The sequence below is a fragment of the Coleofasciculus sp. G3-WIS-01 genome (assembly GCF_040223135.1).
Taxonomy (GTDB): domain Bacteria; phylum Cyanobacteriota; class Cyanobacteriia; order Cyanobacteriales; family Coleofasciculaceae; genus Coleofasciculus.
On the sequence record NZ_JAVJZI010000123.1, the window covers coordinates 1 to 16,219 of the forward strand.

Consider the following 16,219-nt stretch of genomic DNA (forward strand, 5'->3'; position numbering starts at 1 on the left):
ATAAACGGACGTGGAGAGGGTGTAAGACCTCATTTGGAGGCAACCTTCAGCGAAGCGTCAACCCCAATCAGCGACCACCCCGGCTAAAGGTGGCGTGGTGAGGAATCCCCCGCGCTCTTTAGCCGGGGGAGGATGTCAAAATCCATCATCTAGCTGCTCGCTGCCAACATTAGGCTTACTTGTGCTTGTGGTAATGGTTTCGGTTCGATTCTCTGACAGGACTCAATGGTTTGAATGTGGGTTCGCACAGCTTTAAAGCTAGCCAAATTCAGTAAAACGATATCTTCGTACACTGAATCATCAGGAGTTTCAACCGCTAAAATTAGATCGTTCAGTTGATTTTTTTCGATAACAATATTCAGACATCTCAAAAATAAATCACGTTTCTTATGGCGAACATTGACCAAGTACCAATTGCTGTGAACAGGGGGCGGTTCTCCTGGCGGCTCGATAGGTTTGAGAGGTGGTAATTCCAAAACGACTAAAAGTCCTTTAAGTTTGCTAACTAAGGCATCCGGGTTTGCGGATTTAAACATTCAGATTATAGCAAAGCGGAAGGTTACATCCGAGCCAGGGCAGTTATTTTAGCCAGTTTGCTCTGATCTAAACCGCTCAAATCTTCCAGTTTTAGCCACTCTTGTTTAACTAACCTAGCGAAAAGAAACAGGAGAGCGGAATAGTCGAAGTCGTACTTGCCATCAATATCGTGCCGCCTTGCACTCAAAAAATCATGCAGACGCCAAACCTGATCGAGTTCAGTAATTCCCCTGGCGTATTCCCGCACCTGTGTGATCAAAGCATTAGTTTCTCGTTGATACGCTTTCTCAAAAGCATCTTTGGCGATTTGCTGCTCTACGTCAGACCAAATAGTTTCGTTTACTTGCATTGTCCAGTATTTTGAACACTCCCAACCCATAAGAGCAGGGAGTGCTCACTCAATCATTTACAACGTGCTACGATTTACTCCTACTCAACATGGCTTTAGATAAGCTCCTCTAGAAGTTCAAACTGACTCTTATGAGTACAGTTTTTAGAGTGGTTACCGAGCTAAGTTGAGTAACTCCTTCGGCGAGGCTAATAAATCAATTGCCACAAAGTAGACTTTGTTCTCAGGGTTGAGCAAGAACCGCCATGCCATATTCATTCCCACCCCTGCACCAAACCAAGGCGTTTGAACTTTACCTGTGACTTTGATCTGAGTATAACCCTCTTGTGCCGATTCAGAAACACCTTGTTCCGGCATCAGCTTCAGGTTCTGGCATTCTTCCCGGAAGAAGCGGTAGACGGCGTCTTTACCAATGATCGGTCTTTGGAACGGAGGTTGCAGCGCTCCATCATCGGTGAACAGTTGGATCAGGGCGTCAAAGTCATTGGCATTCATGTAATTCATGTAGCTCAACACCGTCGGGTTGTCAACTCCCTGGATCGTCACTGACGTCCGTTGGGACATTTGCTTCGGTGGAACGATTGGCTCAGTGACTTTTTTGTAGCTACCCAGTTTACTCGGATCAAACCCCATATCCACAACCGCATTCCGCAGCACCGTAATTTGCTGTCCCGGATCTAAGTTACGAATGGCTTGTAGCACGGCGGATGCATTGGCGGATAGCCGATAACCCTCTGGAATAGGTGCGACTGTCCCCTGTTCCATCCATTGTCCTAGCTGATACCAAAAGCCCAGCTTGATATTAGCCGACCAACTTGCATAAGTACGGCTAATCGGCGTATCGGCGCGGTTTGCCAAGTCACACATGACCTGAGTTTGCTCTTGGAAAGACATTTGCCGAATTTGATTCAAGGTTCCTTCGGCAAGCACCATGCTTGCTGCTCCTGGCGCAGCGATGGTGATGGTTTTTCCCATCTCCAGGTAAGCAAACCAGATTAAAGCCAATTGATCTTCAGCGTTAAGTTGACTGAAACGGGCAATCGTGGCTGGTACAGCATCGGCTGTTAGGGTTTCAGGAAATATACTACGAGCTGAATCAATGGTAAAAGGCATAAGACTCTCCTAGTAGGAAAATTTATCAAAATGCTACGTAAGCGCTTGTCCTGAGCTGTTTTGGACTCTCTAGGGCAGGCAGAAAATCTCTTCGCTAAAAACAATAGTAACAAATTGTAAGTAAGTGTAAATATATATTTAGATTTTTTTGTATCTTTTTTGGCAGTTTTTTATCAGCTACAAGTGCTTATCATTTTCATCAGACTTATCTATCATTCTTGGGAAATTGGGAAACCTGTCAAAATGTCTCTATGGGGGTACAGTCCTGAAAGCTTGATTGGTAGTGGTTTCAGCTTGCTTGTCACCCCATCAGCAGTTAGAATTTATCTAATTGTGGGGGGAGAGGGGGAGCAATAAGACCCACGCCATAATTTTTAATTGGGCGTTGGGATACACTGGACTCCCCCAAGATCAATGTGGTAAATTGACATCATCCTTCGATACATCTGCTCACTCGCGCTAGTTGAAATTGCTGCAGTGTGAGTTGATTCTCGAATTTGATAATCAACAACCAACGCAAATCAAACTAATCAGTACCGCCGGGCTAGCGGGAATGGAAACTGCCTGTGCAGACGGTCTACCGGGGACCCAAATGTACTCGTCTGAGTCTAGGGTAAGTGTCGAAATCCCGCAAGGGAAAAACCAGGAAATCCAAGTTGTGAAGCTTGGAAGCTCACACCAGAATCTTTGATTTGGTGTGGGAGCATGTCACGAAATGTTTGAGCAGCGAGACAAAGTGAGTCCGTATTGGGTGGGGAAATCCCAGAGTATAAATGAACCGTTGGTACGTGGCTATGAGTACCTAGAGGCTGTACGTCAGCTAGCATTAGATCCACGTATGGTTGATATCAGCGATAATCATCGGGTACGCGATCGCATCTGTACCTGGATTGGTTATAACATTGATACAGTCAACGCTGAACTCAATTCTTGTCTCAACGCCTGTCATGATTGCTTTCATCCAGAATTGCGTCGTCCGATCCAGATCGGGGCAGCGCCGTTAGCCCAGGAGTATGGGATTGATGGCTTTTGTAACATTCTCCTCAATCCGGTTACCATCCTCATTGATGTGGGACGAACAGCACCGCCAGATTGGTTAGGTATCGTCGTCCATGAATATGCCCATGCTCATATAGGATCACCGGGTCATGATCGGCGGTTTTTTGAAGTTTTGTCTCATCTTTGCTTAGGACTTGGATTAAGACCTCCAGTCTGGCAACCTGATTTAGAAAACTATTTGCGAAATTGGCCCCACTGTCGCTCACTAGCAAATCCCTTGGCATTCTGGATGGGTTACTTTTAGTCGGGAACGGGAAGATGGGGGAGATGGGGGAGCAGGGGGAGCAAATAACCAATGACGAATGACAAATGACTAATTTTGTAAGAAGGTTACATAATCTGTTATATAGTTAAAAGTTAAGGTTTGTAAGATTTTCTAAGATTACGGAGATTTAAACGTGGCGCTACCTTTATTAAGCTACACTCCGGTAAGTCAAAATCAGCGTGTCGCTGGTTATGAAGTACCGGGGGATGAGCAACCAAGGATTTACACAACCGAGAACATCCTGTTCGGCACAGACATGGATGAATTGATCGAAGCGGCATACCGTCAGATCTTCTTCTATGCCTTTGCTTGGGATCGGGAACGGTTCCTAGAATCCCAACTCCGCAACGGTCAACTGACGGTGCGGGATTTCATTCGTGGCTTGCTGCTGTCGAAAACCTTCTACAACAGCTTCTACGAGAAAAACAGCAATTATCGCTTTGTTGAACAGTGCGTGCAACGGGTATTAGGGCGCGATGTTTACAACGAACGCGAAAAAATTGCTTGGTCTATCGTTGTGGCGACCAAGGGGATTAAAGGCTTCGTTGATCAACTACTTAACAGCGAAGAGTATCTGACCAACTTTGGTTATGACACTGTTCCCTATCAACGGCGTCGTGTATTGCCCGGTCGCCGTCAAGGTGAAAGACCCTTTAACATTAAATCACCCCGCTACGACGGCTACTACCGCGCTCAACTGGGCTTCCCCCAAATTATTTGGCAGAACGAAGTACGCCGTTTTGTCCCGCAAGACAAGCAGGCTAAAGCAGGTGATCCTACGAACTTCCTGGATATGGCACGGGGAGTTAATGCCCAACCCAATCCACTCCCCCGCGTGTCTGCCCAGAATATCGATTACATGTCCCGTGTACCTAAGCGTTAGGGAAGGGAACGGATGAAGCACGCCGTCGCAGTACGGTTAGGAGTGTGTTAAAGGCTGGGGGGAGAGGGGCAATGACCTCAATCCAGTCCCCAGGTTTATTGCCCGTCCTTTGGTCTCCTTGGTTAGGAGAGAGGGGACGGGCAATTGTATTGGGATGCTGTAACCGCAGTCGCCATGCATGAAGTGCCTGTCCTGGGAGATTGACGCCGATATCTCGACCTTTACTATAAACGGGGTCCCCGACGATAGGGTGTCCGATATGGGCAGTATGGACGCGAATTTGATGGGTTCGTCCGGTTTCGAGTTGGAAGTGGATTAGGGTGTAGTTGCCCAGGCGTTCTTTAATCTGCCAATGGGTAATTGCAGAGCGTCCACCTTTTTCTAGGGGAACGACTGCCATTTTTTTGCGATCGCTCGGATGACGTCCGATGGGCAGGTCAATTGTACCCGTCTCGGTTGAGGGAGAACCATAGACAACGCCGAGATAGTCTCGACCGGCGGTTTTGGCTTTGAGTTGGGCTTGTAGGTGGTGGTGGGCGTGGTCAGTTTTCGCGATCGCGATCGCACCGGTGGTATCTTTGTCTAAACGGTGGACAATTCCGGGACGTTGTACGCCACCAATTCCAGCTAAGTTAGAACAATGGGCAAGCAGGGCATTGACAAGTGTGCCATTTTCATGTCCAGGAGCAGGATGAACAACTAAGCCAGAGGGTTTGTTGACAATCAGGATTTGGTCATCTTCATAGAGGATATCCAGGGGAATTGCTTCTGGTTTTAGCTCTAAGGGTTTGGCGTCGGGGATAGTGAGGTGGATAGAGTCTCCAAGTTGAATCGTGGCTTTTTTGGAGGTGCAGAGGTTATCGTTGAGCTGCACATTCCCTTCTTCAATCAGTTTTTGGATTCGAGAACGAGATAAATCGGGTAATTGTTGGGCAAGATAGCGATCGAGTCGCTCACTGTTTTGTTGGCAGTATACATTAATTTCTTTCACGCTTGTTTGACTTATTTGTGTCCTATAGACCCAATTTAACCTTAAGCAGTAGTGGCGTGGCACACCTTATTTTGTGGATTAGAATTGTAGGGGCGCACGGTGTGCGCCCGATTTAATCGTCAAATCTATCCCACCCGATTTAATCGTCAAATCTATCCCACCCGATTTAATCGTCAAATCTATCCCACCCGATTTAATCGTCAAATCTATCCCACAATTTTAGCTGTGTCAGTCCGCCATCGTGGGCAGTACCCACCAACCTTAAGTCAGTACCTACAAAGTTGACATACACCCTCAAGTCGGGGCGGGCGCGAGTTACATCTGGGTCAGGTAAGAAACGATAGTGGTGAAACCCGCCCCTACACCCAACTCAAATTTAGTTTACCTTATTTTGGTATTAAATTTTAAACAATTTATAAAAAGTATAAATTTATGACTTTATCGACAGCATGTGAATTATCAAATTCCCTAAGATCAACATCAGGTTTTGTAACTTATGAACGAACAGGGAACAGACGTGACTAAGCTGGGTAACAACCTCACCTCAGCCAAATTTGAGCAAAATCATGAGGCGAGTAAAACTAAAAGGTATTGGGGTTGGCGTCATCTATTTTGGGAAGCACGAACTCGTATTCTTGCCTGGTATGTCCTGCTAATGGTTTGCTTTACGGCTACATCAGTTGGGCTGATCCGTCAAGTTCTATTTGAAGAGGCGCACAAACGAATTGACAGCTCCCTAAACCAAGAAGTGCAGGAGTTTCAGCGATTGTTCCAACAAGGAAAAAACCCCTTGACTGGTCAGCCGTTTGGCAATGATTTGGCGGCTTTATTTGAGGTTTTTCTATCCCGTAATATTCCCAATAACGGAGAATTTATGCTGACCATTATCGATGGTCAATTCTACCAATCTAGTCCGACAGCATTGCCTGACCCCCTGCAACCGGATGCACGGCTACTCAAAGGTTGGACTAAGCTGACTCAACCCGCAAAAGGTTTGGAAGAAACATCAGTCGGTCCAATTCTTTACTATGCCGAACCGGTGGAAATTGGCGGAGAAATTCGGGGACTGTTTATTGTTGCCAATGTCATCGCCTATGAAAAGGAAGAAGTCAATGAAGTCGTTTGGGTGATTGTTAAAGTAACTTTGGTCGTCATGGTTGTTGCGTCCATTGTGGCTTGGATTGCCGCTGGACGGGTGCTAGCCCCCCTACGTTCGGTAACAGAAACGGCGCGTTCAATTAGTGAAACGGATTTGACCCAACGCATTCCTATTCAAGGTACTGGTGAAATTGCGGAATTGACAATCACGCTGAATCAAATGCTGGATCGTCTGCACCGGGCATTTACTAGCCAACGAAACTTTATCAATGATGCGGGTCACGAATTGCGGACACCGATTACGATTATCCGAGGTCATCTGGAATTATGGGATGATGACCCAAAAGCTCAACAGGAAACATTAGAATTAGTCCTCGATGAATTGGATCGGATGAACCGATTTGTTAATGATTTACTCCTGTTGGCGAAAGCAGAATGGCGCGATTTTTTACAGGTTGAAATAATAGATATTAGCTCATTCACTGAGGAACTTTTTGCTAAAGCCAAAGCCTTAGCCGAACGAGACTGGCAACTGGATGCGATCGCGTCAGGTCGAATTGTCGCCGATCGTCAGCGCCTCACTCAAGCGATGATGAATCTGGCTGAAAATGCCAGCCAACACACCAAACCGGGCGATCAAATCGCCTTGGGTTCAGCGATCAATCGCCACTACGCCTGTTTCTGGGTTCGCGATACTGGCGACGGAATTGATCCAGCTAACCAAAAGCGGATTTTTGAGCGGTTTGCTCGACTCCCTAATAGCCGTCGTTGTTCTGAAGGCGCGGGTTTAGGATTGTCTATCGTTCAAGCGATCGCCCAAGCGCATCAGGGACAAGTTAAACTCAAAAGCAGACTTGGTGCTGGCGCTCAATTTACCATTGTTATCCCTCTAGAGCCAAGACAGGATATCCTACCCGATGAATCGAATTCTGATTGCTGAAGATGAACCCCGTATTGCCGCATTTATCGAGAAAGGGCTGCGATCTAACGGATTTACCAGCAGCGTCGCTACCGATGCGGGGGAGACGCTGGCGATGGTACTCTCCCACGAATTTGACCTGCTGATCATGGATTTGGGGCTTCCAGGCAAAGATGGTTTACAGATCCTAGAGGAGTTACGGGGTCAAGGAGAACAGATCCCGATTATTATTCTCACCGCCCGTGATGACATCCATGATAAGGTGGCTGGATTAGAGGGAGGGGCTGATGATTACATGACGAAGCCCTTTCAGTTTGCAGAACTCTTAGCCCGGGTGCGCCTGCGGTTGCGTAATAACTATTTGCCCAAAGCCCAAGAGGAGACGGTGCTGACGACAGGTGAAGTTACTTTAGATTTACTGACTCGTCAGGTTCATGTCAAGGGTCAGCTCGTTGAGCTATCCGCGCGAGAATTTACCCTGGCAGAAACCCTGTTACGCCATCGAGGGCAAGTGATGAGTCGAGAGCAGTTACTCAGTCATGTTTGGGGGTATGATTACGATCCGGGTTCCAATATCGTTGATGTTTACATTGGATATCTGCGTAAGAAGTTAGGGAGTGACTTAATTGAAACCGTCAGAGGGATGGGTTATCGCCTCCGCACTTGATCAGTAGTTTTACCTGTACAAATTCATCAACAATCCATGTAGAGACGTTCCATGGAACGTCTCTACCGTTTGACAAACATGAAAGATTTCTCATGAAAGTCTCATGTACTCTTAACAAAGCTTAATTAAATTAAAGTTAAGTAAACGTAAAGCACATTTCGTGTAGAAATCCGAGTTTCTAATCCTACGTCCATCAAAGGCTGATTCAACAGCTCAGACAAAGCTCAGAGTACAAGGAGAGAACGATGTCAGCACACCAGCCAAGACTCGGAAGTTATTTACACACACCAGGATATTCCCGTATTGAGTCGCCAACCTTAAGGATTCAAGCACATCTTCATTTAGAGGAGCGAACCAGTGGTGCGACTGATGCGGCTCATACTGGCTGGTTTTCCCATCTGTCTCCGGCGATTGTCCAACCGAATAGCGCCAGAACTCGGAAATTGCGGGTGGTGTTGTACTCTCATGATACGATGGGTTTGGGTCATAAGCGACGCAATTTGTTAATTGCCCAAACCCTTGCCCAGTCTGCTTTACCCACAGACATTCTGCTGATTAGTGGCATGAGTGAGGCAAGTAATCTCCATATCCCTGATGGCGTAGACTATGTGGCGCTTCCGGCTCTGCATAAAGGAACGAATGGAGAGTATCAATCCCGTCGCTTGGATCTCTCGCTTCAGCACATTGTCAATCTCCGCGCTAATATTATCCGGGCTACTGTCGAATCCTTTCAACCGGATGTCTTCATTGTCGATAATGTGCCACGGGGGGCAATTCGAGAATTAGATTTAACCCTAGAGTATTTGCATACTCAAACAGATACCCGTTGTGTTTTAGGTTTACGGGATGTGCTTGATGATCCGATAAAAGTACAGCATGAATGGCAGCAGGCGGCTAATGAAGAGATTATTCGTAAATATTATGATGCCGTGTGGATTTACGGCGATCCCAGAATCTCGGATCTGGTTGAGGATTGTAAATTTTCCCCAGATATAGCGGCTAAAGTACGGTATACTGGCTGTTTTGACCAGCGCAAACGACTGGAATTTGTGGATAATTCTGAGATTGACCTTTTAGCGAGACTGAACCTCCCCCCTGGGCGGCTGGCGCTTTGTCTGGTTGGCGGTGGGCAAGATGGGGATAAGCTGGCGGAAACCTTTGCCCAAGTGACTTTACCCCCAGACACCAATGGGGTGATTTTAACCGGTCCATTTATGCCCCTACCAGTGCGTCAACACTTACACGAAATCGCGGCGAAACATCCCCGTTTACGAGTGTTGGAGTTTCTGGCTGAACCAACCCAACTGTTAGATCGGGCGGATTGCGTAATTACGATGGGCGGCTACAACACCACTTATGAAGTTCTTTCCTTTGACAAACCCGCGCTAATTGTACCACGAGTCAAACCGCGACAGGAACAGTTAATTCGGGCTAAACGGTTACAGGATTTGGGATTAATTGATATGTTGCATCCCGATGATATCACGCCCACCGCCTTAAGTAAATGGCTATCGCGGACAATCGGAACATCGACACACCGACGCGATCGCATCGATTTCCATGGGCTTGCACGTTTGCCTCACTTCCTCGAATCCGTTGTTGATTCCCCAGTTATTTCCATGGCTAATGCTTCGTAATTCTTGAATCGGAAACCCAATTCGTCATTCGTCATTTGTCATTCGTCATTCGTCATTCGTCATTCGTCATTCGTCATTCGTCATTCGTCATTCGTCATTCGTCATTCGTCATTCGTTATTCGTTAATTGTTAATTGTAGGGGCGAAGCATTTGGGGGGCTATCTGATGATACTTGTCCAAAATATTATACCCAAATGCTTCGCCCAGCTCCGGTAATGTCGTTGATGGATAAAACGGATCAAATCGGGGCGGGTTTAGTTCAGTTAGTGGTTTGAGCCAGAGCGTTATCGGTAAAACCCGCCCCTACACATTCACAATTTACCCAATCCCCCCTTAAAATGATGCTTTCAACACAATTAAACCGCATTGGTTATGTCCTCAAGCGTTATCCGCGCTACTCAGAAACATTCGTCGTCAATGAAATTTTAGCCCATGAAGCCGCTGGATTAGAAATAGAAATATTTGCCCTGCGCCCTCCGGCTGAGACTCATTTTCAAAATATTATTTCCCAAGTCCGCGCTCCCGTTTACTATATTCGTAAACCCATCCAAGGGCGAGTAAGTGAATCTCTCAATAGCCTTAACCCAACAGCCGCTAGCTTTTTCTGGGCAGAACTTCAGGAAGCCAGTAAAATTATCCCCAATTTTTGGGCAAAGTTAGAGTTTGCTCAAGGGGAAAAAGCCAGTACCGTTTATCAAGCCGCTTGGTTAGCAAGAGAGGTTCGGTTAAAAAACATTCATCATTTACATGCTCACTTTGGTACAGTGGCAACCAGTGTCGCTCGTCTGGCTGCCCACTTTGCCGGAATAACCTACACTTTCACCGCTCATGCTAAGGATATTTTTCATGAAAGTGTCGAACCAGAAGACATGAAAAGGAAGCTGCAAGATGCGGCAAGTGTGATTACGGTTAGTGACTATAATCTCAACTATTTACAACAGACATACAGTACAGCCGCCGCCCATATCCAGCGCATTTATAATGGCTTAAATTTAAACCAATTGGGGTATAAATCTCCCATAAATCGCCCACCCACCATTCTTTCAGTCAGTCGATTGGTGGAGAAAAAAGGGGTTTCGGTTTTAATTGACGCTTGTGCCATTCTTGTCAATCGCGGCTGTTCGTTTCATTGTCAAATTATTGGTTCAGGTTCATTAGCAGCGATTCTGCGAGAACAAATTCAACGCCTCGGTTTACAATCAACCGTTGAAATTATCGGTTCACGTCCTCAAAATGAAGTCTTTGACTATATCCAGAATTCGGCTGTATTTGCTGCACCTTATATTATTGGCAGTGATGGAAATCGTGAGGGTTTACCGACTGTTTTACTGGAAGCGATGGCACTGGGTACGCCTTGTGTAGCTACCGATGTAACTGGAATTCCAGAAGTTGTGCGTAATGAAGATACGGGATTAATGGTAGCTCAACATGATGATCAGGCGTTGGCAAATGCCCTCGAACGCTTACTGATTAATCCCAGTTTACGGGTGAAACTGGCAACAAAAGCGCGGCAATTGATTGAGTCAGAGTTTGATATTCATCGCAATACTGCCGTTTTACGCACTATTTTTTATCAAGTCGTTAATCAAGACAAGTTAAATTATTCTCCGGTAGTTTATAATCATGTCTCGCACCAGTCTCACCCAGGGGATCATGTCAGTTTTGAACAAAACGTTTAAGTAGAAGTAGGTTGGGTTGAGCGATAGCGAAACCCAACAGGATACCTTTTCATTAGTCAAATAACCCTTTTATTCCATACTTGACGGGGCGGGTTTAGTGACATCAGGGTTAAGAATAAAATTAAGTAGTGAAACCCGCCCCTACAGACTCACTTATCAATGGATAATTAATAATTGATAATTAACAATTGATTAATTGGGTCTAAGACCTCTTCGTTTACGAAGAAATTAAAAAAGATTTTCATTAATTTCAATCCTCTTATTTTAAGGAGAGGTCATTATCCATTGTTCATTATCCATTGTCAATTTGTGAATTTATTCCTGATACAGGGCGGGTTTAGGGATATTAGGGTCAAGAATAAAGTTAAATTGTGAAACCCGCCCCGACAATTTCGTTTATCGTTTGTTGAGGATATAAATTATGAGAATCGCTTACATTTGCGCTGATCCAGGTATTCCGGTTTTTGGTCAAAAAGGTTGCTCGATTCATGTTCAAGAGGTGATTCGCGCTTGGCTAAAACTAGGGATGCAGGTTGAGTTATTTGCCACCCGAATCGGTGGTGAGCCGCCACCCGGTTTAGAAACTATGATTGTTCATCGTTTACCGTCTATTCCCAAAGGTGAAATAGCTGTCCGTGAACAAGCTGCCCTATCTGCTAATATTAATCTACGTCTAACACTAGAAAAAAACGGTGTTTTTGACTTAGTTTATGAGCGTTACTCTCTGTGGAGTTTTGCCGGGATGGAGTATGCCCAATCTAGGGGAATACCAGGACTTTTAGAAGTCAATGCTCCCTTGATTCAAGAACAGGCAAAACATCGAGGATTAGTCAATCATGCTAATGCTGAACAAGTAGCGCAGCGCGTATTTAGTACGGCGAGTGCAATTATTGCCGTTTCGGAACAAATCAAGACTTATATAGAAGCCTATCCCGGCGTAAATCAACGAGTGCATGTGATTGCCAATGGGGTTAACCCAGAGCGTTTTTTCCGTGATATTAAATCGCCATTATCGATTCAGCCGGAAACATTCACCGTGGGATTTGTTGGCACACTCAAGCCTTGGCATGGATTATCAATTTTAGTCGAAGCCTTTGACACCCTGCATAAAAAGTATAGGAATACGCGACTACTAATTGTTGGGGATGGACCCGAACGGGAGAATTTAGTCACAGAATTATCAGCACACGGATTATTAGATGCGACTCATTTGACGGGTGCTGTTACTCCTGATGAAATCCCTGTACTTTTAGCAAAAATGACCGTTGCCGTTGCCCCTTATCCGCACCAATCTAACTTTTATTTTTCACCCTTAAAAGTCTATGAATATATGGCAGCAGGATTACCCGTGGTGGCGAGTCGTATTGGACAATTAAGAGAATTAATTGAAGATGAAATTAATGGTTTATTATGTCCTCCAGGCGACGCCGTAGCCTTAGCCGCAACTTTGGAGCGCCTCTACCATAATCCCGAATTAGGCAAACAGCTAGGAAAAGCAGCCAGACAGACGATACAGCACCATCATACCTGGGATGCGATCGCGAAACGTCTATTAGAAATCGCGGGTATGACAGAGGGAGCAGATACATTCGTAGGGGCGAAGCTTATGCGCCCAGATGTTTCGGTTTTATGCCAAGATACCAACGCATAAGCTTCGCCCAATCCCCATGGCGGAGCAGATTGGGAATAACAAATGAGGAATGACAAATGAAAAAAAAATCGATCCCTAGTTTTTGGCGAATATTACATCGCTTCGCCCCCTATCTTCAGAAACAAAATTTACTCTTAATCACAGCAGTATTCGCTCTATTCGCTGAGGTAGTGTTGAGATTACTTGAACCTTGGCCCCTGAAATTTGTTTTTGACTATATTTTAATCAATACTCCTGATGCAAATATTAGTATTCTAAATCGTTTTAATCCAGTAACATTGCTAACCCTCTCTGCTTTAGGGGTAATCGCCATCACCGCACTGCGAGCAATGGCATCTTACTGGAGTACAGTGAGTTTAGCGCTAGCGAGTAGCCGTATTTTAACTGAAATTCGCGAACAACTGTATCGCCATCTTCAGTGCCTATCTCTTTCCTACCATACTAAAGCCAGAAGTGGTGATTTATTAGTGCGAATCAGCACCGATACAACCCGATTACAAGAAATTGTCCTAACCGCCGTCATGCCCCTTATCGTCAGTATTCTGACACTATTGGGTATGATTGGCGTCATGTTTTGGATCGATCGCGATCTAACATTACTAGCATTAATTACCTTACCATTCTTTTGGTTTGCCGCCACCCGCCTAAGTGAGCGAATCCAGCAAGCCTCGCGTCAGCAGCGTTGGCGTGAGGGGGCTGTCGCCGCCACCCTAGCCGAATCAATTGGCGCAATTAAATTAGTGCAAGCTCTTTCCCTGCAAGACGCCTTCACCCATGTCTTCTCCCAAGCCAATCACCGCAGTCTCAAGGAAAGCGTGAAAACCCAACGCTTATCCGCTAGCTTAGAACGTACTGTGGATGTCGTCATCGCCATTGGTACAGCCATCGTCTTGTGGTATGGTGCAAAACTGGCATTACGGGATGCTTTAACCCCTGGGGATGTTTTAGTTTTCTTAACCTATCTCAAACAAGCCTTTAAACCCATACAAAACTTTGCCAAATATACCGGGCGACTATCAAAAGCGGTAGCCTCTGGGGAGCGTGTTTTAGACATTTTAGATGAAACACCAGAGATTAGCGATTCCCCATTTGCCATTGTCGCGCCTCCATTTCAAGGATATGTCAGATTTGATTGCGTCAGCTTTGCCTATCAACCCGGTAATCCCTTACTCAAAGCCATTGAATTAGACATAAAACCGGGACAACAAGTAGCGCTCGTGGGCACCTCCGGAAGTGGTAAATCGACACTTCTCAGCCTACTTTTGCGTTTGTATGATCCCAGCGAAGGGCGAGTCATGATTGATGGACGAGATATTCGTGACTATACCATCAAATCATTGCGAACTCAAATTAGTGTCGTCATGCAAGACAGTTTACTCTTTGCCGCCACCGTTTGGGAAAACATCGCTTATGGAGTACCCAATGCTACCCACGCCGAGATTGAAACAGCAGTGCGTCTTGCCAATGCTCATGAATTTGTCGAAGCACTTCCCCAAGGCTACGACACCATCTTAGGCGAGCGAGGCTCCACCCTCTCCGGGGGACAACGTCAACGTTTAGCCATAGCCCGAGCCGCCATTCGCCAAGCCCCCATTCTCATCCTCGATGAACCCACCACAGGATTAGACAAACATAACGAAAAAGCCGTCATTACCGCCCTAGAAAGCGTAACCAAAAACCGCACCACCTTCCTCATCACCCATGACTTAACCCTCGCCGCTCGTGCTGATTTAATTCTCTACCTAGAAAACGGACAAATACTCGAACAAGGAACCCACTCCCAACTCATGCAACTCAATGGAAAATATACCAGCTTATATCAGATGCAATCTCCAGCCTACAGAGAAAACAAAAAGCAAGAAATAGGCGCCGCTGAATAAATGTTAGGAAGATAGAAAGATGGGGAAACAAAGAAATAATAACAATGGAGACAGAACTCCTCTCATGTCCCCTTATTCCTCCAATTCCTCCAACCTTCATCCCAATCCCTCTGCGCCCCTCTGCGCTTACCTCTGCGCCCCTCTGCGTTAAAAAAACATCATTCCGACGCCACCCATTTAAATCTAAAAGCATCAATCCCATGACCATTCCAGTAATCGATCCATTCAACATCACCACCGATCCAAACCTGTCATTCCTTACCGCAGCCCTTAACCCAATCACCGTCCAGCAAGAACTTACCAAAAACCTACCACAACCCCTTCAAAAAAGCAACCTTTGTGCCATTAAAGTCATTCGCCACAAACCCGGGCGTCGTTGTCTAATAGAATATAACCTAAAAAATCCTAATCATTCCACCATTCCCATCACCCTTCTGGGTAAAGTACGAGCAAAAGGCATCGATTTTAAAAGCTATCAACTAAACCAAGCCCTTTGGCATAAAGGATTTACCGATAATAGTGAAGATGGAATTAGTATACCCGAACCCATCGGAGTAATTCCCAACTTTCAGATGTGGCTTCAGCGCAAAGTCCCCGGAGTAATTGCCACAAAACTACTCCCTCAACCCAAAGGAATTATATTAGCTAAACACATTGCCGAAGCCATCCATAAATTACATCAAGCCAAAATACCGCCCCAGCGCCGCCACACCATAGCCGATGAACTGCGAATTTTGCACGAACGTCTCCCCCTAGTCGCTCAACTCAAACCCCAGTGGGAAAGCCGTTTAGAGCAAATTTTAGTTGGGTGCGATCGCGTGGCGGCGATGACCCCCGAACCGCAAGTTTTAGGGATTCATCGCGACTTTTATCCTGACCAAATTATTGTTGATAATACTCGTCTTTATTTACTGGATCTGGATTTATATTGTCAAGGCAATCCCGGCTTAGATATTGGAAATTTTATTGGACATATCACCGAGCAAAGTTTGCGGACGTTGGGGAATCCAGAGGCATTAATGGATCGCGAAACTGCTTTAGCAGAGAGATTTATTCAGCTTGCGGGTGAAGCCCTTATTCCTGCCATCCAGTCTTATACAACCTTAACCTTAGTTCGACATATTTACATCAGCACTCAGTTTCCGAAACGGTGTCAATTTACTGAAACAATATTAGAACTGTGCGAACAACGTCTGGCGAAACATTTTAATTTTTCCCGAATGTAGGGGTAGTTTTTATCAATAGTATTAACCAGCTAAAACTGTGGAATATATTTTACGATTAAATCCGCGCATGTCGGTGGACGCACGTCAGTCATCCGTGTCAACTTAAGCCATAACCCTTACCCATTCTAATTTTCAGCTATGGGGTTTCTGCTCCCCCGGTTATGGGAGAAGGGCGGGCGCGAGTCAAGTTATCAGTTGGGTGCTCTCATGTTATCTGTAAAACCCGCCCCTACACCCCCCGCTCTAAGAGCTCTTTACCTTAAGT

Annotated in this window: 14 protein-coding genes; 10 read left to right on the top strand and 4 right to left on the bottom strand. The window is 45.7% G+C overall.

The genetic code is table 11. From position 1 onward, the window contains the following. Positions 1-149: 149 nt before the first annotated feature. The 3 genes from RIM23_RS12200 to RIM23_RS12210 all read right to left on the bottom strand — a co-directional run bounded on the left by RIM23_RS12200 (position 150) and on the right by RIM23_RS12210 (position 1,999). Positions 150-536, bottom strand: a complete 387-nt coding sequence (locus tag RIM23_RS12200; protein ID WP_446367414.1) for a chromosome segregation ATPase — start codon at positions 534-536, stop codon at positions 150-152. A 23-nt stretch (positions 537-559) separates the two neighbouring features. Beyond that, positions 560-886 carry a hypothetical protein gene (locus RIM23_RS12205; RefSeq protein WP_446367416.1) on the bottom strand — a complete coding sequence of 109 codons (327 nt, stop codon included), beginning with the start codon at positions 884-886 and terminating at the stop codon, positions 560-562. Positions 887-1,039: 153 nt separating this feature from the next. Further along, complete coding sequence (locus RIM23_RS12210; protein WP_446367418.1) at positions 1,040-1,999, bottom strand: orange carotenoid-binding protein; 960 nt, start codon at positions 1,997-1,999, stop codon at positions 1,040-1,042. Between the two features lie 715 nt (positions 2,000-2,714). Between RIM23_RS12210 and RIM23_RS12215 the strand changes: the two genes are divergently transcribed. Continuing rightward, entirely contained in the window at positions 2,715-3,302 is a 588-nt protein-coding gene (locus RIM23_RS12215; protein ID WP_446367420.1) for a hypothetical protein, read from the top strand. 154 nt (positions 3,303-3,456) lie between these two features. Further along, positions 3,457-4,206, top strand: a complete 750-nt coding sequence (locus RIM23_RS12220) for a phycobilisome rod-core linker polypeptide (protein ID WP_446338205.1) — start codon at positions 3,457-3,459, stop codon at positions 4,204-4,206. Here RIM23_RS12220 and RIM23_RS12225 read toward each other — a convergent pair. Then, on the bottom strand, positions 4,196-5,197 hold the full coding sequence (locus RIM23_RS12225) for an RluA family pseudouridine synthase (protein ID WP_446367422.1): 1,002 nt from the start codon (positions 5,195-5,197) through the stop codon (positions 4,196-4,198). The genes RIM23_RS12220 and RIM23_RS12225 overlap by 11 nt on opposite strands. Before the next feature lie 99 nt (positions 5,198-5,296). Here RIM23_RS12225 and RIM23_RS12230 point away from each other — a divergent pair, with 99 nt between their 5' ends. The 8 genes from RIM23_RS12230 (at position 5,297) to RIM23_RS12265 (ending at position 15,954) form a co-directional block, all read left to right on the top strand. Then, the gene (locus tag RIM23_RS12230) at positions 5,297-5,482 is read left to right on the top strand and encodes a hypothetical protein (protein WP_446367424.1); all 186 of its coding nucleotides are present in this window, start codon (positions 5,297-5,299) and stop codon (positions 5,480-5,482) included. A 211-nt stretch (positions 5,483-5,693) separates the two neighbouring features. Then, a complete protein-coding gene (locus RIM23_RS12235) occupies positions 5,694-7,235 on the top strand; it encodes a sensor histidine kinase (RefSeq protein ID WP_446367426.1) in 1,542 nt (513 codons plus the stop codon). Next, positions 7,213-7,881, top strand: a complete 669-nt coding sequence (locus RIM23_RS12240) for a response regulator transcription factor (RefSeq protein ID WP_446358454.1) — start codon at positions 7,213-7,215, stop codon at positions 7,879-7,881. The genes RIM23_RS12235 and RIM23_RS12240 overlap by 23 nt, the downstream gene beginning before the upstream one ends. Before the next feature lie 245 nt (positions 7,882-8,126). Further along, a complete protein-coding gene (locus RIM23_RS12245; RefSeq protein WP_446367428.1) occupies positions 8,127-9,518 on the top strand; it encodes a glycosyltransferase family protein in 1,392 nt (463 codons plus the stop codon). A 341-nt stretch (positions 9,519-9,859) separates the two neighbouring features. Further along, a complete protein-coding gene (locus RIM23_RS12250) occupies positions 9,860-11,197 on the top strand; it encodes a glycosyltransferase (RefSeq protein ID WP_446367436.1) in 1,338 nt (445 codons plus the stop codon). Between the two features lie 421 nt (positions 11,198-11,618). Then, on the top strand, positions 11,619-12,848 hold the full coding sequence (locus tag RIM23_RS12255) for a glycosyltransferase family 4 protein (RefSeq protein ID WP_446367430.1): 1,230 nt from the start codon (positions 11,619-11,621) through the stop codon (positions 12,846-12,848). Between the two features lie 56 nt (positions 12,849-12,904). Beyond that, a complete protein-coding gene (locus RIM23_RS12260; RefSeq protein ID WP_446367432.1) occupies positions 12,905-14,728 on the top strand; it encodes an ABC transporter ATP-binding protein in 1,824 nt (607 codons plus the stop codon). A 200-nt stretch (positions 14,729-14,928) separates the two neighbouring features. Beyond that, entirely contained in the window at positions 14,929-15,954 is a 1,026-nt protein-coding gene (locus RIM23_RS12265) for a phosphotransferase (RefSeq protein WP_446367434.1), read from the top strand. Positions 15,955-16,219: the final 265 nt, after the last annotated feature.

Coding starts and splice junctions, on each gene's coding strand:
- RIM23_RS12205 (WP_446367416.1), bottom strand. CDS start 886: ATGCAAGTAAACGAAACTATTTGGTCTGACGTAGAGCAGCAAATCGCC.
- RIM23_RS12240 (WP_446358454.1), top strand. CDS start 7,213: ATGAATCGAATTCTGATTGCTGAAGATGAACCCCGTATTGCCGCATTT.
- RIM23_RS12265 (WP_446367434.1), top strand. CDS start 14,929: ATGACCATTCCAGTAATCGATCCATTCAACATCACCACCGATCCAAAC.
- RIM23_RS12245 (WP_446367428.1), top strand. CDS start 8,127: ATGTCAGCACACCAGCCAAGACTCGGAAGTTATTTACACACACCAGGA.
- RIM23_RS12255 (WP_446367430.1), top strand. CDS start 11,619: ATGAGAATCGCTTACATTTGCGCTGATCCAGGTATTCCGGTTTTTGGT.
- RIM23_RS12210 (WP_446367418.1), bottom strand. CDS start 1,999: ATGCCTTTTACCATTGATTCAGCTCGTAGTATATTTCCTGAAACCCTA.
- RIM23_RS12250 (WP_446367436.1), top strand. CDS start 9,860: ATGCTTTCAACACAATTAAACCGCATTGGTTATGTCCTCAAGCGTTAT.
- RIM23_RS12215 (WP_446367420.1), top strand. CDS start 2,715: ATGTTTGAGCAGCGAGACAAAGTGAGTCCGTATTGGGTGGGGAAATCC.
- RIM23_RS12260 (WP_446367432.1), top strand. CDS start 12,905: ATGAAAAAAAAATCGATCCCTAGTTTTTGGCGAATATTACATCGCTTC.
- RIM23_RS12200 (WP_446367414.1), bottom strand. CDS start 536: ATGTTTAAATCCGCAAACCCGGATGCCTTAGTTAGCAAACTTAAAGGA.
- RIM23_RS12235 (WP_446367426.1), top strand. CDS start 5,694: ATGAACGAACAGGGAACAGACGTGACTAAGCTGGGTAACAACCTCACC.